The organism is Erythrobacter sp. HKB08, from assembly GCF_004114695.1.
Lineage (GTDB): Bacteria > Pseudomonadota > Alphaproteobacteria > Sphingomonadales > Sphingomonadaceae > Parerythrobacter_A.
The window spans coordinates 238,937-263,888 of the sequence record NZ_CP035310.1 but is presented as its reverse complement, the minus strand read 5'-3'; the positions used below and the strand labels follow the sequence as shown (position 1 = coordinate 263,888).

Genomic DNA, 24,952 nt, shown 5'->3' with positions numbered 1-24,952 from the left:
GCGCCGCGATGGAAAAGGCAGATACTCCGCTCGAACAGGTCCGGCTCGAAATCGCGCGCGCCTGCAAGGCCTCGCGCCGCAAGTCGGAAGACATCGCGCTGATCGCGGTCAGCAAGACGCATCCGGTCGAGGCGATCAAGCCTCTGCTCGAACAGGGCCACCGCATCTTCGGCGAGAACCGCGTGCAGGAAGCGCAGGCGAAATGGCCCGCGCTGCGCGAGCGCTATCCCGACACCGAGTTGCACCTCATCGGCCAGCTGCAATCGAACAAGGCGGACGAAGCCGTCGCGCTGTTCGACTGCATCCACTCGCTCGACCGCGAAAGCCTGCTCAAGGCGCTCGCCAAGGCGATGGACAAGGCGGGCAGGCGCGTGCCGTGCTTCGTGCAGGTCAATATCGGCGAGGAAGAGCAAAAGGGCGGCTGCCTGCCTGCCGACCTGCCTACCTTTCTCGCCAAGGTCCGCGCCGCCGATATCCCGGTCGCGGGCCTGATGTGTATTCCCCCCGCCGATATCGAGCCGGCCCCGTTCTTCGCCCTGCTCGCCAAGCTGGCAGCGGACAACGGCATCGAGGGCCTCTCCATGGGCATGAGCGGCGATTACCCGACCGCCATCATGCTCGGCGCAACGCATGTCCGCGTCGGCACCGCGCTGTTCGGCGAGAGGGGATAAAGAAAGGGCGCCCCGAAGAGCGCCCTTTCCCATAGCTCAGTTTTTCGATCGCTTGGCGATCGCAAGGGCGACTGCCCGCCCGCAGCGACGCGACCTTCAGGTCGCATGAGCGAGGAAATCGCACCCCGGATGGGGTGCGAAATCCAAACGATCATCAGAACTCGAAGGTGACTTCCGCGCCGACCTGGCGACCCTTGCTCAGCGGCGAAAGCGTGCCGCCTGCCGGGAAGAAGTCGAACGGACGGTTCACGCCGTTGGACAGCGGGCCGCCGAACGGCAGCTGCGTGTCGCCGCCCGCCTGGACGCCGTCGAGCAGGTTCTTGCCGTAAACCGACACGGCAAGCCCTTCCATCGGGGTGTTCCAGGTGACGTTCGCATCCAGGTTGGTGATGTCCTGGACGTAACCGAAGTTGTTGTCGGTATAGGCGAATTCGTCGCGGTACTGCAGGTTCACGCGGCTGACGATCGAGCTCGAACCGAGGTCGAGTTCGTGGATCGCGCCGACACCGGCAGTGATTTCCGGCACGCGCGGCAGGCGCAGCGCGAGGTCCGCATCGTTGATCACACCGTCGCCCGAGATGTCGAACTGAACGCTGTCGTAATCGTCGTTGATGATGCCGACATTGGCCGTGAACAGCAGCGAATCCGACACGCGCATGCGGCTTTCCGCCTCGAAGCCGAGGATCGTCGCGTCTGCGGTGTTGAGGATGAACTGCGAGACGCCTGCGGTCGGCGAGCTCTGGTTCACCTCGCGCTGCATGTCGCTGATCTTCGTCAGGTAGATCGCCGCGTTCAGGGTGAAGGAACCGTCGTCGGTCTGGAACTTGCCGCCCAGCTCGTAATTGTCGACGCGCTCTTCATCGAACGAGAAGTTGCCGCCCGTTGCCGGGACCACGACGTTCTCGAACACGTTCGCGTTGGTGATGCGGAAGTTGTAGCCGCCCGAACGATAGCCGCGGGTCCAGTGCGCATAGACCTGGCCGGTCGCGAATTCGTACTGGAGACCCAGCTTCGGCGACCAGTTGCTCCACTTGTTGGAATCGGTGAAGCCGTTGTTCTCGGTCGGGATGAACGGGTTGGTGCCGCTCGTCGGGCAGGTGCCGCCGACTACCGAACATGCCGGGCGCGGACGCACGTAGGTCACGCCTGCGTCCTTGCTTTCCTCGCTCCAGCGGATGCCCGCGATGACGCTGAGGTCGTCGGTCAGGTAGAACTGGCCATTGGCGAATGCGCCGATGACTTCATGGTCCTGGCTGCCGCCGCCGTAGAAGGTCAGCGGGCTGAGCGGCGGAAGGTCGCGAACTTCGGTGTAGGCGATCGACTGGTCGAAGTAGAAGCCGCCGACGGTCAGTTCGAGATTGTCGAAGCTCATCGCGTAGCGAAGCTCGTTCGAAATCTGGTCCTGCTCGGTTTCCGTGCTGGAGTGGAAGCCGAAGATCGGCAGGCTGTCGATGTCGCCCAGCGTCTCGGCCGAGTATTCACGATAGCCGAAGATATTGGTCAGCGTGCCCGGGCCGATGTCGAGTTCGGCGGTCAGCGAGCCGGTCCAGATCTCGTTGTCGTAGAAGCCGGGCTCGTCGATCGACAGGTCGAAGGTGTCGCGGCGGAAGAGGCCGCGGTTCTGGCCTGCCGGGCCGTCGCCATCGCTGGTGAAGTAGTCGAGCTTGCCGCGAACCATCAGGTCGCCGAAGCGGCCTTCGAGCGCGCCGCGAAGGATCTTGGTTTCCGCTTCGCCCTGGTTCGAACCGTCGAACAGGTTGCGGAAATAGCCTTCGTCCTTGTTGTAGTAGCCGCCGAGCTTGAACAGCAGCGTGTCTTCCACGACCGGGCCGGAGATGACGCCGCTGACCGTGTAGTTCGCGCCGCCACGGCCGCCGTCGAGCAGCGGGCCGTCGACTGCAGCACGGAACTTGCCGGTGAACTCGTTGGTCGGGTTGCCGGTGTTGATCAGCACTGCGCCGCCGGTCACGTTGCGACCGAACAGGACGCCCTGCGGACCGCGCAGGATTTCCACGCTGTCGAGGTCGAACAGGTCGAACACGACGCCGCCGTTGAAGCCGAGGTAGACGCCGTCGACGAACACGCCGACCGTCGGGTCGATCGAGGGAATCGAGGAGTTGATGCCGAGGCCGCGGATCGAGAAGTTCGCGGTGCCGCGGCTGGTGCCGATCTGGTCGAGGCTGACGTTCGGCGCGCTGTAGGTCAGCGACTGGACGTCACGCACCTTGAGAGCTTCGAGGCTCTCGGAATTGAATGCGGTAACGGCGACCGGAACGTCCTGGACGTTTTCCGCGTCGCGGGTCTTGGTACCGGTAACGACGATGGTGCCGAAGCTGTCGAGCGCACCCTGGCGTGCCTCGGGTTCATCTGCCTCGGCGTCCTGCGCATATGCAACCTGCGGGACGAGCGCCATACCGGCGCCAAGCATTGCCATCGCCTTGAGCGAAGTGAAGGATTTCACAAAATTCTCCCTGACTTTTCTGATTGGGGGACGTGCCCTCTAGCGAAAGCATTTCACTTCGCAACCGAGAATTCGATTAAGCGCTTTCAAGCTCCGCTTGGCGCTGGTCGCTGGCGGCAGAGAGCAGGTCCTGCTCGATGGCCGAAAGGCGATCGGCAGCGATGACTTTCTCCCCCAGGAGGTCGGTCACGTAGAAGGTATCGGCCGCGCGCTCGCCATAGGCGGTGATGTGCGCGGAGTGCACGATCAGCTGGCTTTCGAACAGGCTGCGGGCGAGCCGGTTGAGCAATGCGGGCCGATCGCGCGCGTTGACTTCGATCACCGTGAAGCGGTTCGATGCCTTGTTGTCGAAAATGACGCGCGGGCGCACTTCGAATGCCGTGGCGCGGGTGCGCGGCAGGGGACGCTTGGCGAGCTGCGGGGCAAGTTCGACCCGGTTGGCAAGTGCATCGCCGATCGCCTGCTTGATGCGTTGCAGCTGCGCCTCTTCGCTGAACGGCTTGCCGAGCGGGTCCTGCACGAGGAAATTGTCGACCGCCCAGCCGGTGCGCGTCGTGTGGATGCGCGCATCGATGATGTTCGCGCCTGCCAGGTGGATGCCGCCCGCGATGCGGTAGAACAGGCCCGCATGGTCGGCGGCGATCACGCTGACCAGCGTCGCTCCGCGCGAGGGATAGAATTCGCAGTGGATCGAGAGCTGTTCTTCCAGCCCGCGCGCGACATGGAACTGCACGATGTTGCGCTGGATGATGTCTTCCGGCTCTGCGATCCAGTAGGCGTCGGTGAAGACGTCGTCGTATTTCTCGAGCAGCTCTTCCTTCTCGCCGAGCAGCTCGCGCACGGTCTGCCGCTTGGCCGCGATGCGGCCCTCGCGCCCGTGCCGCATGTGGCCGAGACGCAGGCGTTCCTGCGCGGCGTCGTAGAGTTCGCCGAGCAGCTGGCCCTTCCAGCTGTTCCAGGTGCCAGGGCCGACCGCGCGGATGTCTACCGCGGTCAGTATGGCGAGGTTGCGCAGGCGTTCGAGGCTCTGCACCTCGGTCACGAAATCCTCGATCGTCTTGGGATCGGTGAGGTCGCGCTTGAAGGCGGTCGCGCTCATCAGCAGGTGGTAGCGCACCAGCCACGCGACCAGTTCGGTCTCAGCCTCGTCGAGGCCGAAGCGCGGGCACAGCTCTTCCGCGACCTCCGCCCCGAGCACGGAATGGTCCCCGCCGCGCCCCTTGGCGATATCGTGCAGCAGCACCGCGACATAGATCGCGCGGCGCGAGGCGACGCGGTGGATCAGGCGGGTGGCGCGCGGGTGGTCGTCGGCCAGCTCGCCCTTCTCGATCTTGGAGAGGAGGCCGATCGCGCGGATGGTGTGCTCGTCCACCGTGTAGTGGTGGTACATGTCGAACTGCATCTGCGCGTTGACCTTGCCGAAGTCGGGCACGAAGCGGCCGAACACGCCGGCCTCGTTCATCCAGCGCAGCACCGTCTCGGGATCGTTGCGCCCGGCGAGCAGGTCGAGGAACAGCGCATTGGCGCGTTCGTCCTCGCGCACAGTGTTGTCGATCAGCTTCGAATCGCGGTCCGCCTGCCGCATGGTGTCGGGGTGGATCTCGTAGCCCTCGGCCTCGGCGATCTGGAATATCTCGATCAGGCGCACCGGGTCCTTGCGGAACCAGTCGGACGTCGGTGCGGCGATGCGCCCGCCGAACAGGCGGTAGCCCCGGTAATCGCGCGCCCGCGCCTTGAACCCGGCAAGCAACCCGCGCCGCGCGCGCCGCTTGGCGAATTGCTCGTCGATATGGGCGAGGAACACGCCGGTCAGGCTGCCGACGCGCTTCGCCTGCAGGAAATACATCTGCATGAACCGCTCGACCGCGCTCTTGCCGGTGCGGTCGGCGAAGTTCATCCGCTCGGCCACCTGGCGCTGCAGGTCGAAGGTCAGCCGGTCCTCGGCGCGCCCGGTGATGATGTGGAGATGGCAGCGCACTGCCAGCATGAAGGCCTCGGCGCGGCGGAAGCTGCGGTATTCCTGCGCGGTGAACAGCCCGGCCTCGACCAGTTCGGAGGCGCTGCGCACGCGGTGGATATATTTGCCGATCCAGTAAAGCGTGTGGAGGTCGCGCAGGCCGCCCTTGCCGTCCTTCACATTGGGTTCGACGACGTAGCGGCTGTCGCCCATGCGCTTGTGGCGCGAATTGCGCTCTTCGAGCTTGTCGGCGACGAATTCGCGTTCGGTCCCCTGCACCACTTCGGACCAGAAGCGGCGGCGGACTTCTTCGTAGAGGTCGCGGTCGCCCCACACGTAGCGCCCTTCGAGCAGCGCGGTGCGGATGGTCAGGTCTTCCTTCGCCATGCGCACGACATCGTCGGGCGTGCGGCTCGAATGGCCGACCTTGAGGCCTAAGTCCCACAGGAAATAGAGGATCGCCTCGATCACCTGCTCGCACCACGGGGTGCGGCGCGTGGGGGTGAGGAAAGCGATATCGACATCGCTGTGCGGCGCCATTTCCGCGCGGCCGTAGCCGCCGACCGCCATGATGGTCAGCCGCTCGCTCGATGACCGGTTGCCCGGCGGATAGACGTGCTCGATCACGTGGTCGTGCAGCAGGCGCACGATCTGGTCGACGAGGAAGGCCTGCGCGGCGCAGCATTCATGGCCCGAGGACGGCTTGGTCTCGAGCCGCGCGGCGATTTCCGCGCGCCCTTCGTCCAGCGCCTCGCGCAGAAGTTGCACGATCGCCTGCCGTCCCCTGTCGCTTTGTGCACCATGGATCGAGGCGATCGCCTCGGAAAGGGCGCGGCGGTCGATCACCCGCCGCTGTTTGGGGATCTTGAGTTCGCTCAACTCGTGAGGAGCGAGGAGGCGAACTCCTTGCGTACCGTGCGCTTGTCGATCTTCTGCGTGCCGAGACGCGGGAGCGCGCCGTCGGCCTGCCAGATGTGCTCTTCGAGCGGCACCTTGAAGGACGCGATATGCTCGAGGAGGAAAGCGCGCAGTTCGCCCGGGGTCAGCTCATGGCCCTTCTTGAGATAGAACACCGCCGCGGGCACTTCGCCCATGCGCTCGTCGGGCAGGCCGAAGACCGAGCATTCGGCGATCGCGTCATGCGCGTAGATCGCTTCCTCGACCTCGAGGCACGAGATGTTCTCGCCGCCGCGGATGATGATGTCCTTCTTGCGGTCGACGATGAAGAGGTACTCGTCCTCGTCGAGATAGCCGAGGTCGCCGGTGCGGAAATAGCCGTTGTCGAAGAAGGCGCCGTCGGTTGCCTCGTCGTTCTTCCAGTAGCCGCGGAAGTTGGCGAGCGAGCGGATGCACACTTCGCCGACCTTGCCCTGCGGCAGCGGATTGCCGTCGTCGTCGAGGATCGCGAGATCGACCAGCGGGCGGCTGGCGCGGCCGGTCGAGCCGGGCTTGGCCATGTAGTTCTCGTTGAAGTTGCCGCAGCCCACGCCGTTCGTTTCGGTCAGGCCGTAGCCGAGCAGCGGGAAGCCTTCGGGGAAGGCCTTCTTGATCTTGGTGACATGCTCGACCGGGCGCGGCGCGCCGCCGGCGGCGAAGCTCTTGCAGGCGCTGAGGTCGAACTTCTCGCGTTCCGGATGGGTCGCGATTTCATAGCTCATCAGCGGGACGCCGACGAAATAGGATACCGCTTCGGCTTCCATCAGGCGCATCGCCTCGCGTGCATCCCACTTCGGCATCATGACCAGCTTGCGGCCGATCGCGAAGCTCTGGAGGAACAGCGGCACTTCGCCGGTGACGTGGAACAGCGGCACGGCGACCAGCGCGCTCGGCTGGGCGCTGGTATCCTCGCCCTCGCTTTCGAGCAGCAGCTTGGCCATCGCGCTCTGCGAGACATAGCTCATCACGCCGTGAACCACGCCGCGGTGGTCCGAATAGGCGCCCTTCGACTGACCGGTCGAACCCGAGGTGTAGAGGATGGTTGCAAGGTCGTCCGGACCCAGCTGGCCGAGCATCGCCATCGCGGTCTGCCCTTCGCCCCAGACCGAGGCGAGCCCCTTCGACGGCGGACCGTCGTGGTTGAACAGCACGATCTTGGCGCTGTGATCGGTCCCTTCGAGGCGCGCGGCGCGGCCTGCATCGGCCAGCACCAGCTCGCATTCGGCGAGGCGGATGCCATAGGCGAGTTCTTCGCCCGACCAGAAGCCGTTAAGCAGGGTCGCACAGCCGCCGCCCATGATGATGCCCATGTAGGCGATGATCCAGTTGGCCGAATTGCGCGCCGCGATGCCGACGCGGTCGCCGCGCTTCATGCCGTGCGTTTCCACGAGACCGGCTGCGACATGCGATGCGGCCTGCCAGCATTCGCCGAAGGTCAGGCGGGTATCGCCATCGACGAGGAAGACGACATCCTTATGCTCGTTGCAGAAATGCGCGAAGTAATGCGCCAGGCTCGGCGGGGCGCCCTTGAAGGCGGGGATGGTCGTGCCGAAACGCTCGAACGGCTCGGTCTCGAACGGCTGTCCGGGTTTGACCAGCTCGTCCATGATGGCAACCAGCTTGTTGTCGAGATCTGTCGGCATCGGGTTTCTGTCCTCTCTCTAATCCGTCCCACCAAGCGCGCTGTCCGGGGGCATCGCAGGCCGACAGGCATCGCGGGACTTCCCCCAGTCCCCAGCCTATGCCAAAGGCCCAGTGCACCGATACGGCGCGCTCTCGCGTCAGGGCGTGTGAATCGCGCCCATGAATTGCAGAAGTCTCTAGGGGGTCAAGTCTTTGCTGTCACTACTGGCCGAAACGGCAGCCGCGCAGCCGATCGAATGGAGTTCGCTGGGCCTCAAACCGGGGATCGACCTCGGCTTTTTCGAACTGCGCTACTATTCGCTCGCCTATCTGTTCGGCATCCTGTTCGCGTATTGGCATCTTTCCAAGATGATCAAGCAGCCGGGCGCGCCGATGGCCGCGCGCCATGTCGAGGACCTGTTCTTCTACTGCTTCCTCGGCGTCATCCTCGGCGGGCGGCTGGGATATGCCGCGTTCTACGACCCGAGCCTGTTCGTGCGCTTCGACGGTGACGGCTTCGTCAGCTGGAACCTCCTGCGCCTGTGGGACGGCGGGATGAGCTTCCACGGCGGCGTGCTCGGCGTGCTGGTCGCGATCGCCTGGGTCTCGAAGCGCAACAAGCTGAGCTTCATCCGCGTGTGCGATTACGTGGCGGTCAACGTGCCGATGGGCATGATGCTGGGACGGCTCGCCAACTTCATCAACGGTGAGCTTTACGGGCGCACGACCGACGTTTCCTGGGCGATGAGCTTTCCGGAATATATCAACGGCGTGCTGATCGCCGGCCCGCCGCGCCACCCCTCGCAGCTTTACCAGGCCTCGCTCGAAGGGCTCGCGCTGCTGATCGTGATGATGGTCCTGTTCTGGATGACGCGGGCGCGCTTCAAGCCCGGCTTCCTCGTCGCGACCTTCGCTGCCGGCATGGGCCTTGCGCGCTTCGTCAACGAGTTCTTCCGCGAGCCCGACGCGCAGCTTGCCTGGCTGGTCGAGCAGACCGGCCTCTCGATGGGCCAGTGGCTCTCGATCCCGCTGGTGCTTGCCGGCGTCGTCGTGATGATCTGGACTTTCCGCCGCGGCGAGATCGCGGGCGGCAGCAACGGGGGCGCAGCGCCCAAGGCATCATGAACGATCCCGCCGCGACAGGCTTGGGCGAGCGGTTCCACCGGCTGATCCGCAATACCGGCCCCATTTCGCTCACCCATTTCATGGGCGAGAGCAACGCGCATTACTACAATGGCCGCGACCCGATCGGCAGTCCGGGCGATTTCGTCACCGCGCCGGAAATCAGCCAGATGTTCGGCGAGCTGATCGGGCTTTGGCTGGCCGATATGTGGATCAGGGCGGGGCGCGACGAACCGGTCCACTACGTCGAACTCGGCCCCGGGCGCGGCACGCTGGCGAAGGACGCATTGCGCACGGCGGCGCGCTACGGGCTGGAGCCGCGGGTGCATTTCGTCGAAAGCTCGCAGGCATTGAAGGACGTGCAGCTTCTCGCCGTTCCGGGCGCGATCTGGCACGACGATCTCTCGACCGTGCCGACCGAAGGGCCGGTGCTGATCGTCGCCAATGAATTCCTCGATGCACTGCCCGTGCGCCAGCTGGTCCGCATGGAGAACGGCTGGCGCGAACGCATGGTCGGCCTCGCCGACGACCAGCTCGCCTTCGTCGCGGGCGGCCAGTCGATGGATGCTGCCGTCCCGGTCGAATGGCGCGATGCCGAAGTGGGCACGATCCTCGAAACCTCGCCTGCATCGGCGGCCATCATGTTCGAGGTTGCCGGGCGGCTCAACGACCAGGGCGGCGCGGCGCTGTTCATCGACTACGGCCATGCCGAAATGACCCCCGGATCGACGCTGCAGGCGGTGCGCGAGCATCGCAAGGTCGATCCCTTCGCGGCGCCGGGCGAGGCGGATCTCACCGCGTTGGTCGACTTCGCGACCATGGCGCGCATCGCCCAGTCGCGCGGCGTGCGGCATCTCGGGACGGTCACGCAGGGCGACTGGTTGCGCGCGCTCGGCATCGAGACGCGGGCGAAGAACCTCGCCGATACCGCGCCGCAATATCGCGAGGAAATCGAGATCGCGATGAAGCGCCTGACCCATCCCAGGCAGATGGGAGAGCTGTTCAAGGTGATGGGCCTTGCCGCGCCCAACTGGCATGGCGGCGCGGGCTTTCCGGCGAGCGAGGGCTAGAGCCCGATCGTCTCCGCCAGCGCCTCGGCTGCCTCGGCCGGGGTTTTCTTGTCCTCGCTCCGGTCGACGCTGAAATTGGCCTCGCGCATGGCTTCGACGTCGATCGCACCGATGAGCGGGCGCAGCGCTTCGAGTAAGCGTTCGTCATTCGCGCGGCCCGGCGCGACCATCAGCAGCGCATCGTAGGACGGGAGCGCGCCGCGCGGATCCTCGATCACCACCAGCCGGTCAGCCGCGATCCGCCCATCCGAAGTATAGGCGCTGATCACGTCCGCCTCGCCCGATTGCAGGGCGTTGTACATGAAGGTCGGCGCGAAATTGCGCAGCTCGCCGAAGTCGAGGCCATAGGCATCGCGCACCGCGATCCATTCGGGCCGCTCGAAGAATTCCGGGTCCCCGCCGACAGCGAGGCGCGGCGCGACGCGGGCGAGATCGTCGAGCGTGCGCACGCCCAGCTCGGCTGCCCGGTCCTCGCGCATGGCAAAGGCATAGGCGTTCTCGAAACCGAGCCGCCCGAGCACCAGCGTGCCGCTCGTCTCGCGTTCCCACTCCGCGATGGTGCGATACATGTCCTCGCGGCCCGGATTGTCCTCGCGCCCGAGCTGGTTGGTCCACAGCGTGCCGGTGTAGTCGATCGAGATATCGATATTGCCGCTCGTCAGCGCGCGGTGGACGACCGCCGAGCCGAGCCCGTCGCGATATTCGACCGTGTATCCCGCTTCCTTCAGCCGGTCGCCGATCAGGCGGGCGAGGATGTATTGCTCGGAGAATTGCTTGGCACCGATGGTGACGACATCGCCGTCCTCGCCTGCCGGGCGCAGGGTCCATGCGGCGGCCAGCACGCCGAGCAGCGCCGCGCCCGCGCCGCCCCAGACCAGCAGTTTGCGCCGCGAGGCGAAGCCGCGCTCGATCGTGCCGAGGAGGGCATCGGCGACCATGGCAAGGCCTGCGCTGCCAATGCAGCCGGCCAGCACCAGCGCCCAGTTCTGCGTCTGCAAGCCGGCGAAAATCGGATCGCCGAGGCTCGGCTGGCCGATGGTGGTCGAGAGCGTCGCGGCCCCGATGGTCCAGACCGCAGCGGTGCGGATGCCCGCCATGATGTAGGGCGCAGCGAGCGGGGCCTCGACCAGCCGCAGCTTCTGCCAGCCGGTCATGCCGACCCCGTCCGCCGCCTCGATCACGCCGGGTGCCATCTGCTCGCGCGCGGTCACCGCATTGCGCAGGATCGGCAGCAGTGCGTAGAGCGCGAGCGCCAGCAGCGCGGGCAGGAAGCCGAGCGTTGGCAGCCCCTCGCCGAAGACGGCGCGAAGGCTCAGCAGGATCGGGAAGAACAGCGCGAGCAGGGCGAGTGCGGGGATCGTCTGCACGAGGCTCGCAAAGCCAAGCACCACGCGCCCGACGCGCTGGTTGCGGCTCGCCCAGACCGCGAGCGGCAGGGCAACGACGATGCCGAGCGCAATGGCGGCCGCGGCGAGAAGGACATGCGCCGCCAGCTTGTCGCCGAGGCCGAGAAGCGCTTCGAACACCGCGCTCATTCGCCCAGCCCCGCAAGCGCGCGCGCCTGTTCGCGCGGCACGGCAACGAGGCCTTGCGCCACTTCGCCCCCTTCGCCGGCGACCAGCTGCTGCGGCGTGCAGTCGGCGACGATCCGCCCGGCATCCATCACCAGCACCCGGTCGGCCAGCAGCAGCGCTTCGGCCATGTCGTGCGTCACCATCACGCTCGTCAGCCCGAGCCGGTCATGCAGCGCGCGCACCCGCTTGGAGAGCGCATCGCGCGTCACCGGGTCGAGCGCGCCGAAGGGTTCGTCCATCAGCAGCACATGCGGATCGCCGGCAAGCGCGCGGGCGACGCCGATCCGCTGGCGCTGGCCGCCCGACAGCTCGTGCGGCATGCGGTGCGCGAAGCTCGCATCGAGCTCGACCAGTTCGAGCAGTTCGGCCGTGCGCGCCGCGTCCTGCTTCGTCCCGGCAAGGCGCGGCCCGATCGCGATGTTCTCCGCAACGCTCATGTGCGGGAAGAGGCCGACGCCCTGGAAGACGTAGCCGATGCGCCGGCGCAGCGCGTGCGGCCGGGCGCAGCGCACGTCCTCCCCTTCGAGCAGCACGCAGCCGCTGTCCGGCTCGACCAGCCGGTTGATCGTCTTGAGCAGGGTCGACTTGCCCGAACCCGATGCGCCGACCAGCGCGATGAAGGCGCCGTCCGCGATGTCGATCGTCACGCCATCGACCGCCACGGTCTCGCCGAAGCGCTTGACCAGCGACTGGATGAAAATTGTCGTCGAGGAACCCGTCACCCGCGAAGCCTAGGCAGCGCGAAAGGGCAGGTCAAAGCGAACTGGTCGGTATCGTCAGGGTCGCGACCAGCCCGGTCTCGCCGAAATCGCGCTCGAGCGTGCCGCGCAGCTGGCTGCTCACGGTCATCTCGATCAGGCGCGAACCGAAGCCGGTCGTTTCCGGCGGCTTGACTGCGGGGCCGCCGCGCTCGCTCCACAGGATGCTGGCCGTATCGTCGGTGATGCGGCATTCGATAATCACACGCCCTTTCGGAGCAGAAAGCGCGCCGTACTTGGCCGAATTGGTTGCCAGTTCGTGGAACACCAGCGCGAGCGGAGTGGCCGCTTTCGGGCCGACAGGGTGGTCGCTGCCGTCGATCGAAAGCCGCGGTTCCTTTGCCACGCGATAGGGGTCGAGCAGCGAGCCGAGCAGGCCGTGGAGCGTCTCCGCGCGGCCTTCGCTCGCCGGGGTGACATAGTCGTGCGCCCGGCCAAGCGTCGCGAGCGTCTTGGTGATGTCCTCGACGAAGGGCGCGGCTTCGGGCCATTCGCGCGACTTCAGCGAAATCAGGCCGCCGACCACGGCGAATATGTTCTTGATGCGGTGCTTGAGTTCGCGTGCGAGCAGGTCGCGCTGTTCCGACACGGTGCGCAGGTCGTCGATATCGGTCAGCGTGCCGAACCAACGCAGGACGCGTCCGCTCTTCGTCTTGGCCGGGACGGCACGGGCGAGCATCCAGCGATAGACCCCGTCGTGCCGCTTGTATCGGAACTCGGCTTCGAATGCTTCCTGGCTCGAGACCGCCTTGCGCCAGATCTCGATCGTCGCCGCGCGGTCTTCGTCGTGGATGTTCGGGAAGCCGGGCGCGGGATATTCATCGTCGGCCCAGCCGGTGTACTCGCGCCAGCGACGGTTGATGTAGTCGAACCTGCCATCCGGCGTTGCCGTAAACGCGAGCGACGGAATGGCATCGGCGAATTTGCGGTTCTTTTCCGACTGGGCTTCGCGCTCCTCGCTCGCGACCAGCGCTTCGCGGCGCTGGCGCAGGCGGCGCATGACGCCCGAGGCGAGGACGCGCAGGCCCTCGACCTGGAAATCGCTCAGCCCGTCGGGACGCGGCTCGGTATCGATGATGCACAGCGCGCCGAGCGGGGCGCCTTCCTGGCTGACGAGCGGCGCGCCGGCATAGAAGCGGATGTGCGGATGGCCGGTGACCAGCGGGTTGGAGGCGAAGCGTTCGTCCTCGCGCGCATCGGGCACAACCATCACTTCGGGCCGCATCATCGCATGGGCGCAGAAGGATGTCGGGCGCGGAGTTTCGCGGTCTTCGAGGCCGGCACGGGCGAGGAAGCGCTGCCGCTCCTCCTCGACCAGTGTCACCAGTGCAATCGGCGCATCGCACAGCTTCGCTGCGAACTGCGAGATTTCCGCCAGTTCGGGATCGTCCTGCAGCGCATCGAGCTGGTAGGTCGCCAGGACGGAGGCGCGCGTTGCCTCCCCGCAATATGCAGGGTCCGGTGGCTCGCCATGCGGCCAAGGGTTCGAATCAGCGCTTCTCATGCTCCCCTCGGGGGCCGGATAAACTATTGTTACAAAAACTCAACGCCTTTGGAGCGGAATACTAACCCGCGAACCAAAGCCGTTCAGTCGGCGTTTGCGGGCCTTGTCGCGCTTCGCTATGCGGCAGGCAACAAGTTTCAGGAGTAACCATGCGCGCGACCCCCGATTTCGATTTCCAGCTCGGCGAGACTGCCGAAATGATCCGCGAGACGACTGCCCGTTTCGCCGACGAGCAGGTCGCGCCGCTGGCCGAGAAGGCCGACCGGGAAGACTGGTTTCCGCAGGAGCTCTGGCCGCAAATGGGCGAGCTCGGCCTGCACGGCATCACCGTCGACGAAGCCGACGGCGGCCTCGGCCTCGGCTATCTCGAGCATGTCATCGCGGTCGAGGAAATCAGCCGAGCATCCGCTTCGGTCGGCCTCAGCTACGGCGCGCATTCGAACCTGTGCGTCAACCAGATCCGCCGCTGGGGCACGCCCGAGCAGAAGGCGAAATACCTGCCCAAGCTGATCAGCGGCGAACATGTCGGCAGCCTCGCCATGAGCGAAGCGCAGGCAGGCTCCGACGTCGTTTCGATGAAGCTCAAGGCGGAGGAAGTGCAGGGCGGCTACATCCTCAACGGGACCAAGTTCTGGATTACCAACGCGACCTATGCCGATACGCTGGTGGTCTATGCCAAGACCGCGCCCGAAGCCGGGTCGCGCGGCATCACCGCCTTCCTGATCGAGAAGGACATGCCCGGTTTCTCGATCGGCCAGAAGATCGACAAGATGGGCATGCGCGGCTCGCCCACGGCAGAGCTGGTGTTCGACGATTGCGAGGTACCGGAAGAGAACGTCATGGGCCCGGTCCACGGCGGCGTCGGCGTGCTGATGAGCGGGCTCGATTACGAGCGCGTGGTGCTGGCAGGGCTTCAGCTCGGCATCATGCAGGCCTGCCTCGACACGGTCATTCCCTACCTTCGCGAACGCAAGCAGTTCGGCAAGCCCATCGGCAGTTTCCAGCTGATGCAGGCCAAGGTCGCCGACATGTATGTCGCGCTGCAATCGGCGCGCGCCTACACCTATGCCGTCGCCAAGGCGTGCGATAGCGACCAGACCACCCGCTTCGATGCGGCCGGCGCGATCCTGCTCGCCAGCGAGAACGCCTTCAAGGTCGCCGCCGAAGCGGTGCAGGCGCTGGGCGGCGCGGGCTACACCAAGGACTGGCCGGTCGAACGCTACCTGCGCGATGCCAAGCTGCTCGACATCGGTGCGGGCACGAACGAGATCCGGCGGATGCTGATCGGGCGCGAACTGATCGGCGCGGCCGGCTGAGCATGGACCAGATCGGCGGCAAGCCTTCGCCCCGGAGCGGCATTCCCGACCTTTCCCAAGTCGATCTCGACAGCCTTCCGCGCATGCCGGACGACCCACTGCGCGACTATTACACGCCGATGATGTCGGGCGCTTGGGCGCTCCGCATCGTGCCGATTTCCGTCTGTGCGGGATACTGGAGCGGGCTGCAGCAGGTGCTCGGCATGCCGGTCCTCATGCGGCGGCAGGACGTGTGGATGTCGGTCAGCCCGATGGAAACCGAAAGCCAGCAGATCGGCGTCGAACTGGCGCGCGGCCATGTCGCGGTCTTCGGTCTCGGCATGGGCTGGTCTGCCGCGATGAGCGCCATGCGTCCCGAAGTCGAGAAAGTCACCATCGTCGAAATGGACGACGAGGTGCTGGCGATGCACCGCCGGCTCGACCTGTTCGCCCGCCTGCCGGGCGGCGTCGGCGAGAAGATCGAGATCGTCGAAGGCGATGCGCTCGAATGGAAGCCGGACAGCCATGTCGACCTGCTGATGCCCGATATCTGGCTCGACATGGTCAGCTGGGAACGGCCCGAGGAAGTGCGCGACATGCAGGACAATGTCGGCGCGGACATGGTCTATTTCTGGGGGCAGGAACTCGAATTCGCCCGGCATCTCGTCAAGGACGGCAGGCCGATCGACGATGAAGGCATCGCCGACATGGCCGCCAAGTGGGACTTGCCCCTGATCGGTCTCGACACGCCCGACTATGCCGCGAAAACGCACGCTGCTGCAAAATACTGGATGAAAGGTCGCTGGCTCGAAGGGACCGAAGTGCCCGAGGACCTGCGCAGCGAGGCTGACGAGCCGGCCTGAGCGGTCAGCCTTTCGGCTGTCGGTCGAAGGCGGGCGCCTGCTCGAACTCGTCGTCCGTCTGCACCTCGTAGAGCGCGGAGGTGTCTGCATGGGCGGGCATGGCGATACCTCCGGCAAGGAGCAGGCAAATGGCAAGGGGCCAGCGGAATTTCATTTCCCCGTTCTATCCCGTGCAGGCAGGGTCGGCGGTGCGTCGACCGTGACGTCGAGCGCGGCCCGCAACTGTTCGAGCGTCATCGGTTCGGCAGGCAATTCGAAGCGCGCTTGGGGGATCGGGTCGAACGACACATCGGTCAGTTCGACCGACAGCATTCGCAGCGGCGCGCCCTGTTTCATAAGGGCCAGCATGTCTTCGCCGACCATGCCAAGCATGCTCCCCATCTCGCCCATGCCCTTGAGCATGTTTTCATTGGCGCTCGCCATCGCACTGCCGATCGGCGCGAGCTCAGGGTCGGTGCTGACGACGAGGGATGCGTAGATCGGTCCGTCCATTCCCTGACCGACCATGCCGTAGCCCGTGCCGACCCGCCCGCCGACGGTTTCTTCCTCCATCGGCTCCAACCGCGGCGCAGCCAGTTCGGGCGCGTTCACCATATCGGGTATTTTCCAGCCGAGCTTCGCCATGGCTTCCTGCTGGACGAGCAGGGCGTCGCGCGTGCGAACAACCTCGTAGCCCTCGACGGTCTTCTGGACCTGGTACATCTCTCCATCGCGCAGGAGGAAGTAGCCGCCCGTTCGCGCCATTTGGAAACGGACGTTGTCATTCTCGTCTGCCTCGATGGTCATTTCCATGTCGATCACTGCCTTGTCGTCGACGGTTTCGTAGCGCGCGGCGACATCCGCCTGCGCCGCACTCGGCAAGGCGACCAGCGCCGCAGCGGCGGCGAGATAAATCCTCGGCAATTTCATGGACTACGACCTCCAAACTTGGCGCGGTGATGCAACGGCGTTAGGGCGCTGGCAAGGAGTATTCATGACTGCACCCGTTCTCACATCGTCGCTCGACCGCGAGGCGCCCGATGCCAAGGCGCGTTTCGCGCATAACAAGGCGCTGGCCGAGGAACTGCGCGCCAAGGTCGCCGAAGCCTCGCTCGGCGGGCCGGAACGCAGCCGCGAGCGGCATACCTCTCGCGGCAAGCTCCTTCCGCGCGAGCGTGTCGAGCGGTTGCTCGATCCGGGTTCGCCCTTCCTCGAGATCGGCCAGCTTGCCGCCAACGGCCTCTATGGCGACGAGATCAATGCGGCAGGCATGATCGCCGGGATCGGCCGCGTCTCGGGTCGGCAGGTGATGATCGTGTGCAACGATGCCACGGTGAAGGGCGGCACCTACTACCCGATGACGGTCAAGAAGCACCTGCGCGCACAGGAAATCGCGCAGGAGAACCGCCTGCCGTGCATCTATCTCGTCGACAGCGGCGGCGCGAACCTGCCGCACCAGGCGGAAGTCTTCCCCGACCGCGATCACTTCGGGCGCATCTTCTTCAACCAGGCAAACATGAGCGCGCTTGGGATCCCGCAGATCGCCTGCGTCATGGGCAGCTGCACCGCGGGCGGGGCATACGTTCCCGCCATGTCCGACGAGACGGTGATCGTGCGCAACCAGGGCACGATTTTCCTCGCCGGACCGCCGCTGGTGAAGGCCGCTACCGGAGAGGAAATCAGCGCCGAGGACCTTGGCGGCGGTGATCTCCATGCGAAGAAATCTGGCGTGGTCGATCACCTCGCGGAGAACGACGAGCATGCGCTGACCATCGTGCGCGATATCGTCAGCCATCTCGGCGACAATTATGCCGAGGCGAAGAGCATCGAACTGCGCGATCCGCGCCCGCCGAAATTCGACGCGGACGATCTTTACGCGCTGGTCCCGGACGACGTGCGCGCGCCCTACGACGTGAAGGAAGTGATCGCCCGCCTCGTCGACGGCAGCGAGTTCCACGAGTTCAAGCAGCACTTCGGCTCGACGCTGGTGTGCGGCTTTGCGCATATCTGGGGCATGCCCGTGGCGATCCTCGCCAACAACGGCGTGCTGTTTTCCGAAAGCGCGCAGAAGGGCGCGCATTTCATCGAGCTCGCCTGCCAGCGGCGCATCCCGCTGCTGTTCCTGCAGAATATCTCCGGCTTCATGGTCGGCGGGAAATACGAGGCAGAAGGCATCGCCAAGCATGGCGCGAAGCTCGTCACTGCGGTCGCCACCGCCAGCGTGCCGAAGGTGACCGTCGTCATCGGCGGCAGCTTCGGCGCGGGCAATTACGGCATGTGCGGCCGCGCCTACCAGCCGCGCTTCCTCTTCACCTGGCCCAACGCCCGCATCTCGGTGATGGGCGGCGAGCAGGCGGCAAGCGTCCTCGCCACGGTCCACCGCGATGCCGACAGCTGGAGCGAGGAAGAGGCCGAGGCCTTCAAGGCCCCGATCCGCCAGAAATACGAAGACGAGGGCAATCCCTATTACGCCACCGCCCGCCTGTGGGACGACGGCGTGATCGACCCGGTCCAGACCCGCGACGTACTCGGCCTTGCCTTCGCCGCGACGATGGAGGCTCCGGTACCGGAGAATCCGCGCTTCGGCGTTTTCAGGATGTAAGCCGGACGCAATTTCGCCAAGCTAATCAGGAAACTATTCGCGCATCGTCGGTTGTGCTCCCATCAAAGGAGACATTTCCGATGCGTAAACTGATCCTGATTGCTTCTGCCGCCCCGCTCGCCCTGCTGGCGGCCTGCGGCGAAACCGCCGAGGACACGACCGACGTCGCCGTAACGGACGACATGACCGCCACCCAGCCGGCCGATGCCGACGAAGGCGGTGAAGCGACCGCCATCGCAGAGGCCGGGGACTACTCCGGCACCTACAGCTTCACCGCGGCGGACGGGACCAAGCGTTCGGTCTCGCTCGATTCCTCGAACAACACCTATCGCTACACCGGCGAGGACGGGACCGAGCGGACCGGCACCTACACGATCGCCGACGATGGCTACCGCCTGTCCTTTGCCGACTATTACGGCGGCCCGGCCTATTTCGCCTATCGCAACGGCGCCTTCTATCGCCTGCCGGAGAACATCACGGTTGATACGCCCATCGTCGCGTCGGGCGAACGCTATGCCCGCGACGACGATGCGCCCTTCACGCGCGAGCCGGAAATCGGCAGCCCGGTCGCACCGACGGACCTGTCGGACTGACCCGGCCACAGCTTGGCCGGCTCCCCCGACCGGCCCTGCGCCCGCTTGCGCCCACCGCGCCGGCGGGCGCTTTGCGATGCGAAACCCTCTCGCTTTCCCCTGCGTAACTGCTAGGGCAAAGGCAGGGAGAGAACATGTCCGGGACTTCGGATCGCAAGCCTCATCGCAAGAGGTCGATCCTGTCGCGCATCGTGCGACGGATCATCATGGCGCTATATCGCTGGAAAGGCTGGAAGCTCGACGGGCGGCTGCCCGATATCGAGAAATTCGTCATCGCCGGCGCTCCCCATACCTCGAACTGGGATTTCGTCTTCTTCATCGGCGCAACTGCCGAGGAAGGGGTCGAGCCGAACTTCATGGGCAAACACACGCTGTTCCAGGGCATGATGCGCAATTTCATGTTCGACATGGGCGGCATCCCGATCGACCGGACCAAGCGCGCCAATTACGTCGAGCAGGTCGCTGCCGAATTCGAGCGGCGCGACCATCTCGCGCTGGTCGTCGCGGCCGAGGGAACACGCAGCTCGAACGGCGAGTGGAAATCGGGGTTCTACCATATCGCGCAGGCGGCCAATGTGCCGGTCGTGCCGGCATGGGTGTGCAACGAGCGCAACGTGCTCGGCTTCGGCCCGCCGGTTTATCCGACCGGCAATTACGGCGAGGACCTGCTCAAGATCGCCAAATTCATGCGCTCGAAATTGCCTGACTACGAACGCTACAAGGTGCTCGAGGCTCAGGCGCTGAGGATCATCGCGGAAGGGGAAACGAAATGATCGACCTGCTCTTGATCAATGTGGCCATCCTGCTCGGCATCGTGCTCGTCCTGTGGGCGATCTCGGTGATCATCGACGACGTGTCCTTCATCGACAGTTTCTGGGGCGCAGGCATGGGAATCCTCGCGGTGGCGAGTTGGCTGCACGGGCCCGGTTCGCACGAGGGGCTGCTTGCGACGCTGATCATGGTCATGGCGGCGGCATGGGGCTTCCGGCTCGGCGGCTACCTGTTTCTGCGCTGGCGCAAGGAAGGCGAGGACCAGCGCTACCGGCGCATGATGCGCAAGGCGCGCGAGAAGGGGCGGGTGGCTTTCGCCCTGTCGGCCCTGTTCAAGATCTGGCTCGGCCAGGCATTCCTGCTCTTCACGGTCTCCAGCCCGGCGCAGGTCGGCATCATCGCGGCGGGCGAGCGGGACGATTTGTCGCTGCTCGCCTATGCGGGCGTTGCGCTCTACCTCGTCGGCATCTTCTTCGAATGGGTCGGCGACTGGCAGCTTTCCCGCTTCAAGAAGGACCCGTCGAACGAGGGCGAAATCCTCGACACCGGCCTGTGGCGCTACACGCGGCACCCGAATTATTTTGGCGACGCCTGCGCGTGGTGGGGTATCTGGCTGGTCACTGCATCGGTCGGCTGGGAATGGGCGCTCTACACCGTGATCGGCCCGATCTTCCTCACCTTCACCCTGACCAAGTGGTCGGGCGCGGCGCTGCTCGAAGCGGGTATGAAGAAGAAGCGCGGCGACAAATATGCCGATTACATCGAGCGGACCTCCGCCTTCTTCCCCTGGCCGCCCAAGTCGAAGGGCTAAACCCTTCGCATTCTGACGGGAATTTTCGTGCTCTCGTCGCTGCGCCCCTTTTCGCGGGCGCGGTTAATCCCTAGATTGTTGCAATGCGGCAAAGAGGGAGCGCGGCATGACGGCGGCCGAGAGGGACGCGCGCAAGCTTGAACTGACTGAACTCGCGATGGACCTCATCGCGCGGGACGGTGCTGCCATCACCAAGGCCGACCTCGTTGCCGAAACGCGCATTTCGCGTGCGCGCGTCGACGAGATCTTCCCCGAGGAAAGCGAGCTGTTCGATGCCATCGTCGAGCTGTGGTACGCCGACGAAATCGCGATCATGGAAGAAGTCGTCGCCTCCGACCTTCCGATCCGCCGCAAGTTCTACGAATTCTTCTGCCGCCGCTACAAGCTCAGCCGGTCGCGCCACGATGCGGATCCGGCGCTCTACGCGATCTATTGCGAGATGGGCTCGGAGCGTTTCGAGCAGGTGCGCGGCTATATCGACCTTGCCGACCATTACCTGTCCGAACTGATCGCGCAGGCGCAGGACGAAGGCTTCTTCGCCGACCTGTCGGTCAACCAGGCGCTCACGCTGATCAACCAGATGGTGGTCTGCTACACCTCGCCGCAGATGATGGTGATGATTTCGGAGCGCCTGCACGAAGACAAGCTCGCCGCGATCATCGACACGATCTTCGCCGGCCTGCTCGGCGGCGACCGCGGGGCAAAGCCCGTCGCGGGCCTGCGCGCCGCGTCCTGACCCCTATTCCACCCGCGTGACGCGGCCGAGCGAGGGCAGTTCGCGAATGTCGACTGCCCGCAAGTAGGCTTCCATCGCGTCGAGATCGACCGCACCGACGGTGACCTCGGTCCCTTCCTCGAACACGGTGAAGCTGTCGCCCCCTGCGGCGAGGAAGCTGTTCATCGTTACGCGGTAGCTTGCCGCCCGATCGATCGGCGCGCCATCGAGCGTCGCCGACACGAGCCGCGAGCCGACCGGGCGGCTCAGGTCGTAAGTCATGGCAAAGCCTTCCGACGCGCTGAAAGTCTGCACGAAGCCCTCATCGTCGAACTGCTGTTCGAGCAGCGCGATCAATTGCGCGCCGGTGAAGGTCTTGGTCACCAGCGTATTGCCGAAGGGCTGGACCGCGTAGATCGCGCCGTAGCTGACCGTGCCGTCCGCTGCCGGGGTGAGCGCGGTGCGAATGCCCGAATTGTTCATGAAGGCGATCTGCGCGCCCGCATCGCGGGTCGCGAAGAGCTGCGCATCGGCGATGAGGTTGCCGAGCTGGGTCTCCTCGGTCGAGGGGCCGGGATCGGGTGCGGGGCCGGAAATGCGCCCGACGGCGCGCTCGGACGCCGCGCGCGAGGCATCGGCATAGCGCGCGACATAGGATGCGATTTCCGGATCGGCGGCCCATTGGCGATAGCCGGTATCGGCCTGCGCCTCGCCATCGGGACCGACCGACTGGACGACGATGTTGTTGGCCTCGACCACGCGCGCATCGCCGGCGACCGGATCGACTTCGAGCAGGATGTCGGTCAGCAGCGAGCCGCCGTAGCCGGCGCTCGTCACCCAGAAGCGGCGCTCTGCATCGATATCCGTAAAGTCGCAGACATAGGCGCGGTGCGTATGGCCCGAAATGACGAGATCGACACGCGGATCGACCTGCTTGAGGATATCGATCAGCGGACCGGCCACGCCCCCGCAGCTTTTGTCGTTATAGCCGACCTCTGTGTAGAGGCCTTGGTGGATCGAGACGATGATCGCGTCCGCACCCTCGCCCGCGAGCTGCTCGACCGCGCGGTTGATGCTGGCCGCTTCGTCGGCGAAGGTCAGGCCTGCAACCCCGCTCGGCGTAACCAGCGTGGGCGTTTCCTTGAGCGTGAGGCCGATGACCCCTACCGACACCTCGCCCGCACCCTCGCCGAAAGTCCGCAGGCCATAGGCCGGGAACAGCGTTTCCCCGTCGGGTTGGATGACGTTCGCGGCGAGGAAGGCGAAGTTGGCGCCCTCGTACTGCTCGACCGCGCAAGGGGTGCGCATGGTGTAGATTTCGCACCCGCCGTCCTGGATGCGCTTGAGTTCCTGCCAGCCGCGGTCGAATTCATGGTTGCCGACCGCGTTGAAGTCGAGCCCGAGGCGGTTCATCGCGCCGATTGCAGGCTCGTCGAGGAAGATAGAGGAGATGAGCGGGCTGCCGCCGATGAGGTCGCCTGCCGCGATGACCAGCGAATGCTCGTTCTTGGCGCGCGTTTCGGCGACGGCGCTGGCGAGATAGGCGGCACCTGCGACATGCAGTTCGGCCTCGCTCCCGTCGGTTTCGGTAAAGCGCAGCGGGCGGCGGATCGGCTCGAGATTGCCGTGGAAGTCGTTGAGGCCGACGATGCGCACCGGGACCGGGCCGGGGGCGGCTTCGCTCGCCGAATTGACCGAGGGGCTGGCGGCGCAGGCCGAAAGGGCGAGCGCGCCGAGTGGAGCAAGGGCGGGTGCGACGAGTTTTCTCAGCATGGGCCAGCCCACTGCCCTGTCTCGGTGGCAAAATAAAGACGCTTAGCGCACGCTTCTCGGCCAGCGCGCGTTGGTCGGCTTGTGGGCGAGCGCATATTTCAGGCTCGCACCGATCATCAGGCCGGATGCGAGGATGATGAGGATCGCCCAGACCCAGTGCGGCAGGAACAGCGCTTCCTCGATCGCGCCGGTGTCGGACAGCAGCACCTGCCCGCCGATCGTCGCGCTTTCGGAAAACAGGTAATCCCAGTCGCGGAACATGCTGAGCGCTGCGAGCACGCCGAGGAATTGCAGGCCGAAGCGCACGAAGGCGTCGCTCGCTTTCAGTGCCAGCAGGACGATGCCTGCCGCGAGCGCGGGCAGGACGATGAAGCCGACCGGGCTGCGCACCCAGATCAGCGTCGAGATCGCCATGACCCCGGCGAGCGTGAACAGCGTCGGCCGCCAGTATTTGCGCCGCGAACTGGCGAGGATCAGCAGCGAGCCCACGATGCTCGGCCCCAGCGGTCCGCCCGCGCTGATCAGCGCGCGGCTCCATGCCGAGGCTTGGCCGCGATAGCTCGACTGCGCAAAGCCCGAACCATCCGCCAGCAGCACCAGCCGCTCGAAATCGTAGCCCATGAGGAGCGCGGTGAGGCCGTGGCCCATCTCGTGGAACCATGTCGTCAGGATCACGAAGGGATAGATCAGCCAGTTGCCGAAGGGCAGCCCGGGGACGAGCACCACGACGGCGCCCGCAATCACCAGCCTGCCGACTTCCTCTTCCTGCGAACCGGGCCTGATCCAGCCGCGCGCCATCAGGCCGTGCCCGCGTCGCGCTGCTCGCGCATGATCGACCAGCTGGCAAGGAACAGGCCTGCGACCAGCGGACCGACGACGATGCCCGACAGGCCGAGCAGGGCGATACCGCCAAGCGTCGTGAGCAGGATCATCCAGTCCGGGATACCCGTGTCGCGGCCGACGAGGATCGGACGCAGGAGATTGTCCGCCATGCCGATCACCGCAACGCCCGATACGATCACGACGATGCCCTGCCAGACATATCCGGCCGCGAGCAGGTAGATCGCCGCCGGGACCCAGATCAGCGCGGGGCCGAGTGCCGGGAGCAGCGATGCGATCGCCATCAGCACGCCGAGCAGCAGCGCGGAAGGAATGCCGACGATCATGAAGGTGATCGTGCCGAGCGCGCCCTGCACGAGGCCGACCACGACCGATCCCTTGATCGTTGCACGCACGATGCCGAGGAACCGCTCGGCCAGCCGGTTGGCGATCGAGCGTTCGAACGGCAGCGCATGGAGGATCGAATTACCGATCGTCTTGCCGTCCCGCAGCAGGAAATAGGCGGTATAGAGACCGATACCGAAGGCGAGCACGAAGCCGAACACGCTCCCGCCGAGCGCAACCGCCTGCTGGGCGATCAGCCCGAGCGACTGCTGCGCGAATTCCTGCGCGCGCTGCTGCAGGTCCCCGAAATCGCCGAAGCCGGATTCGTCGAGCGAGGCCTGGATGTTCGAGGGCAGCGCGGCGAAGACCTGGGTGAACCAGTCCGCCACGTCGATCCGTCCCTGCTGGAAAGCGAGGACGAGCCCCGCCGCTTCCTCGATCACAGCGCTGCCGATGAAGAAGGCGGGCAGGATAACCGCGACGGTGATGACCAGCAGGGTCGCGATCGCCGCCTGGTTCTCGCGCCCGGGGCGCTTGGCGAGGAACCACTGGTAGAGCGGCTGGAACATGATCGCCGCGAGCGCCGCCCACAGGATCGGCTTGAAGAACGGCAGCACCACGATCAGCAGGGCAATGGAGACGAGCGCGAGGAACAGCAGGAAGCCGCCGCGCTCGATCGACTGGCCCGTTTTCGTCTCAACCATGACTTG

At 65.6% G+C, this 24,952-nt stretch carries 20 protein-coding genes; 10 read left to right on the top strand and 10 right to left on the bottom strand.

Annotated elements, in window-relative coordinates; all coding sequences use genetic code 11:
• The first annotated feature begins 8 nt into the window (after positions 1-8).
• A complete protein-coding gene (locus EO245_RS01300; protein ID WP_128891235.1) occupies positions 9-671 on the top strand; it encodes a YggS family pyridoxal phosphate-dependent enzyme in 663 nt (220 codons plus the stop codon).
• A 154-nt stretch (positions 672-825) separates the two neighbouring features.
• On the opposite strand, the gene EO245_RS01295 is transcribed toward EO245_RS01300, so the two are convergent.
• The 3 genes from EO245_RS01295 to EO245_RS01285 form a co-directional block, all read right to left on the bottom strand.
• Positions 826-3,132 (bottom strand): TonB-dependent receptor, encoded by a 2,307-nt coding sequence (locus tag EO245_RS01295; RefSeq protein ID WP_234026923.1) that lies wholly within the window; start codon positions 3,130-3,132, stop codon positions 826-828.
• 76 nt (positions 3,133-3,208) lie between these two features.
• On the bottom strand, positions 3,209-5,968 hold the full coding sequence (locus EO245_RS01290; RefSeq protein ID WP_128891234.1) for a [protein-PII] uridylyltransferase: 2,760 nt from the start codon (positions 5,966-5,968) through the stop codon (positions 3,209-3,211).
• Positions 5,965-7,668, bottom strand: a complete 1,704-nt coding sequence (locus EO245_RS01285; protein WP_128891233.1) for a class I adenylate-forming enzyme family protein — start codon at positions 7,666-7,668, stop codon at positions 5,965-5,967. Before EO245_RS01285 ends, EO245_RS01290 begins: the two co-directional genes overlap by 4 nt.
• Positions 7,669-7,861: 193 nt before the next feature.
• Here EO245_RS01285 and lgt point away from each other — a divergent pair, with 193 nt between their 5' ends.
• Positions 7,862-8,773, top strand: a complete 912-nt coding sequence (gene lgt / locus EO245_RS01280; RefSeq protein ID WP_128891232.1) for a prolipoprotein diacylglyceryl transferase — start codon at positions 7,862-7,864, stop codon at positions 8,771-8,773.
• Entirely contained in the window at positions 8,770-9,840 is a 1,071-nt protein-coding gene (locus tag EO245_RS01275) for a class I SAM-dependent methyltransferase (RefSeq protein WP_128891231.1), read from the top strand. The genes lgt and EO245_RS01275 overlap by 4 nt, the downstream gene beginning before the upstream one ends.
• On the opposite strand, the gene EO245_RS01270 is transcribed toward EO245_RS01275, so the two are convergent.
• The 3 genes from EO245_RS01270 to EO245_RS01260 are packed head-to-tail and all read right to left on the bottom strand — an operon-like array spanning position 9,837 to position 13,676.
• Complete coding sequence (locus EO245_RS01270; protein ID WP_128891230.1) at positions 9,837-11,375, bottom strand: glycine betaine ABC transporter substrate-binding protein; 1,539 nt, start codon at positions 11,373-11,375, stop codon at positions 9,837-9,839. The genes EO245_RS01275 and EO245_RS01270 overlap by 4 nt on opposite strands.
• Positions 11,372-12,136, bottom strand: a complete 765-nt coding sequence (locus EO245_RS01265; RefSeq protein WP_234026922.1) for an ABC transporter ATP-binding protein — start codon at positions 12,134-12,136, stop codon at positions 11,372-11,374. The genes EO245_RS01270 and EO245_RS01265 overlap by 4 nt, the downstream gene beginning before the upstream one ends.
• Before the next feature lie 31 nt (positions 12,137-12,167).
• Entirely contained in the window at positions 12,168-13,676 is a 1,509-nt protein-coding gene (locus tag EO245_RS01260) for a sensor histidine kinase (RefSeq protein ID WP_128891229.1), read from the bottom strand.
• A gap of 149 nt (positions 13,677-13,825) precedes the next feature.
• On the opposite strand from EO245_RS01260, the gene EO245_RS01255 reads away from it, so the two are divergent.
• Entirely contained in the window at positions 13,826-14,992 is a 1,167-nt protein-coding gene (locus EO245_RS01255; RefSeq protein ID WP_128891228.1) for an isovaleryl-CoA dehydrogenase, read from the top strand.
• A gap of 2 nt (positions 14,993-14,994) precedes the next feature.
• Positions 14,995-15,834, top strand: coding sequence for a hypothetical protein (locus EO245_RS01250; RefSeq protein WP_128891227.1), 840 nt, complete (start codon positions 14,995-14,997; stop codon positions 15,832-15,834).
• A 150-nt stretch (positions 15,835-15,984) separates the two neighbouring features.
• Here the strand turns inward: EO245_RS01250 and EO245_RS01245 are convergent, their stop codons facing one another.
• Positions 15,985-16,743 carry a hypothetical protein gene (locus EO245_RS01245; protein ID WP_128891226.1) on the bottom strand — a complete coding sequence of 253 codons (759 nt, stop codon included), beginning with the start codon at positions 16,741-16,743 and terminating at the stop codon, positions 15,985-15,987.
• 64 nt (positions 16,744-16,807) lie between these two features.
• On the opposite strand from EO245_RS01245, the gene EO245_RS01240 reads away from it, so the two are divergent.
• The 5 genes from EO245_RS01240 to EO245_RS01220 all read left to right on the top strand — a co-directional run bounded on the left by EO245_RS01240 (position 16,808) and on the right by EO245_RS01220 (position 21,326).
• On the top strand, positions 16,808-18,415 hold the full coding sequence (locus tag EO245_RS01240; RefSeq protein ID WP_128891225.1) for a carboxyl transferase domain-containing protein: 1,608 nt from the start codon (positions 16,808-16,810) through the stop codon (positions 18,413-18,415).
• Between the two features lie 80 nt (positions 18,416-18,495).
• Positions 18,496-19,008, top strand: coding sequence for a hypothetical protein (locus EO245_RS01235; protein WP_128891224.1), 513 nt, complete (start codon positions 18,496-18,498; stop codon positions 19,006-19,008).
• A 134-nt stretch (positions 19,009-19,142) separates the two neighbouring features.
• Entirely contained in the window at positions 19,143-19,781 is a 639-nt protein-coding gene (locus EO245_RS01230) for a lysophospholipid acyltransferase family protein (protein WP_128891223.1), read from the top strand.
• The gene (locus tag EO245_RS01225; RefSeq protein ID WP_128891222.1) at positions 19,778-20,590 is read left to right on the top strand and encodes a DUF1295 domain-containing protein; all 813 of its coding nucleotides are present in this window, start codon (positions 19,778-19,780) and stop codon (positions 20,588-20,590) included. The genes EO245_RS01230 and EO245_RS01225 overlap by 4 nt, the downstream gene beginning before the upstream one ends.
• Before the next feature lie 106 nt (positions 20,591-20,696).
• Positions 20,697-21,326 carry a hypothetical protein gene (locus tag EO245_RS01220; RefSeq protein ID WP_128891221.1) on the top strand — a complete coding sequence of 210 codons (630 nt, stop codon included), beginning with the start codon at positions 20,697-20,699 and terminating at the stop codon, positions 21,324-21,326.
• A gap of 3 nt (positions 21,327-21,329) precedes the next feature.
• Here EO245_RS01220 and EO245_RS01215 read toward each other — a convergent pair whose 3' ends face one another.
• The 3 genes from EO245_RS01215 to EO245_RS01205 are packed head-to-tail and all read right to left on the bottom strand — an operon-like array spanning position 21,330 to position 24,946.
• Positions 21,330-23,078, bottom strand: a complete 1,749-nt coding sequence (locus tag EO245_RS01215) for a bifunctional UDP-sugar hydrolase/5'-nucleotidase (protein ID WP_128891220.1) — start codon at positions 23,076-23,078, stop codon at positions 21,330-21,332.
• A 42-nt stretch (positions 23,079-23,120) separates the two neighbouring features.
• Positions 23,121-23,876, bottom strand: coding sequence for a M50 family metallopeptidase (locus EO245_RS01210; protein WP_128891219.1), 756 nt, complete (start codon positions 23,874-23,876; stop codon positions 23,121-23,123).
• Entirely contained in the window at positions 23,876-24,946 is a 1,071-nt protein-coding gene (locus EO245_RS01205; protein WP_128891218.1) for an AI-2E family transporter, read from the bottom strand. Before EO245_RS01205 ends, EO245_RS01210 begins: the two co-directional genes overlap by 1 nt.
• Positions 24,947-24,952: the final 6 nt, after the last annotated feature.

Bases quoted from the DNA above. Each gene is read 5' to 3' on its own strand.
- EO245_RS01250 (WP_128891227.1), top strand. From the start codon at position 14,995: ATGGACCAGATCGGCGGCAAGCCTTCGCCCCGGAGCGGCATTCCCGAC.
- EO245_RS01245 (WP_128891226.1), bottom strand. From the start codon at position 16,743: ATGAAATTGCCGAGGATTTATCTCGCCGCCGCTGCGGCGCTGGTCGCC.
- EO245_RS01270 (WP_128891230.1), bottom strand. From the start codon at position 11,375: ATGAGCGCGGTGTTCGAAGCGCTTCTCGGCCTCGGCGACAAGCTGGCG.
- EO245_RS01215 (WP_128891220.1), bottom strand. From the start codon at position 23,078: ATGCTGAGAAAACTCGTCGCACCCGCCCTTGCTCCACTCGGCGCGCTC.
- EO245_RS01225 (WP_128891222.1), top strand. From the start codon at position 19,778: ATGATCGACCTGCTCTTGATCAATGTGGCCATCCTGCTCGGCATCGTG.
- EO245_RS01235 (WP_128891224.1), top strand. From the start codon at position 18,496: ATGCGTAAACTGATCCTGATTGCTTCTGCCGCCCCGCTCGCCCTGCTG.
- EO245_RS01220 (WP_128891221.1), top strand. From the start codon at position 20,697: ATGACGGCGGCCGAGAGGGACGCGCGCAAGCTTGAACTGACTGAACTC.
- EO245_RS01275 (WP_128891231.1), top strand. From the start codon at position 8,770: ATGAACGATCCCGCCGCGACAGGCTTGGGCGAGCGGTTCCACCGGCTG.
- EO245_RS01300 (WP_128891235.1), top strand. From the start codon at position 9: ATGGAAAAGGCAGATACTCCGCTCGAACAGGTCCGGCTCGAAATCGCG.
- EO245_RS01240 (WP_128891225.1), top strand. From the start codon at position 16,808: ATGACTGCACCCGTTCTCACATCGTCGCTCGACCGCGAGGCGCCCGAT.
- EO245_RS01255 (WP_128891228.1), top strand. From the start codon at position 13,826: ATGCGCGCGACCCCCGATTTCGATTTCCAGCTCGGCGAGACTGCCGAA.
- EO245_RS01210 (WP_128891219.1), bottom strand. From the start codon at position 23,876: ATGGCGCGCGGCTGGATCAGGCCCGGTTCGCAGGAAGAGGAAGTCGGC.
- EO245_RS01230 (WP_128891223.1), top strand. From the start codon at position 19,143: ATGTCCGGGACTTCGGATCGCAAGCCTCATCGCAAGAGGTCGATCCTG.
- EO245_RS01260 (WP_128891229.1), bottom strand. From the start codon at position 13,676: ATGAGAAGCGCTGATTCGAACCCTTGGCCGCATGGCGAGCCACCGGAC.
- EO245_RS01285 (WP_128891233.1), bottom strand. From the start codon at position 7,668: ATGCCGACAGATCTCGACAACAAGCTGGTTGCCATCATGGACGAGCTG.
- EO245_RS01205 (WP_128891218.1), bottom strand. From the start codon at position 24,946: ATGGTTGAGACGAAAACGGGCCAGTCGATCGAGCGCGGCGGCTTCCTG.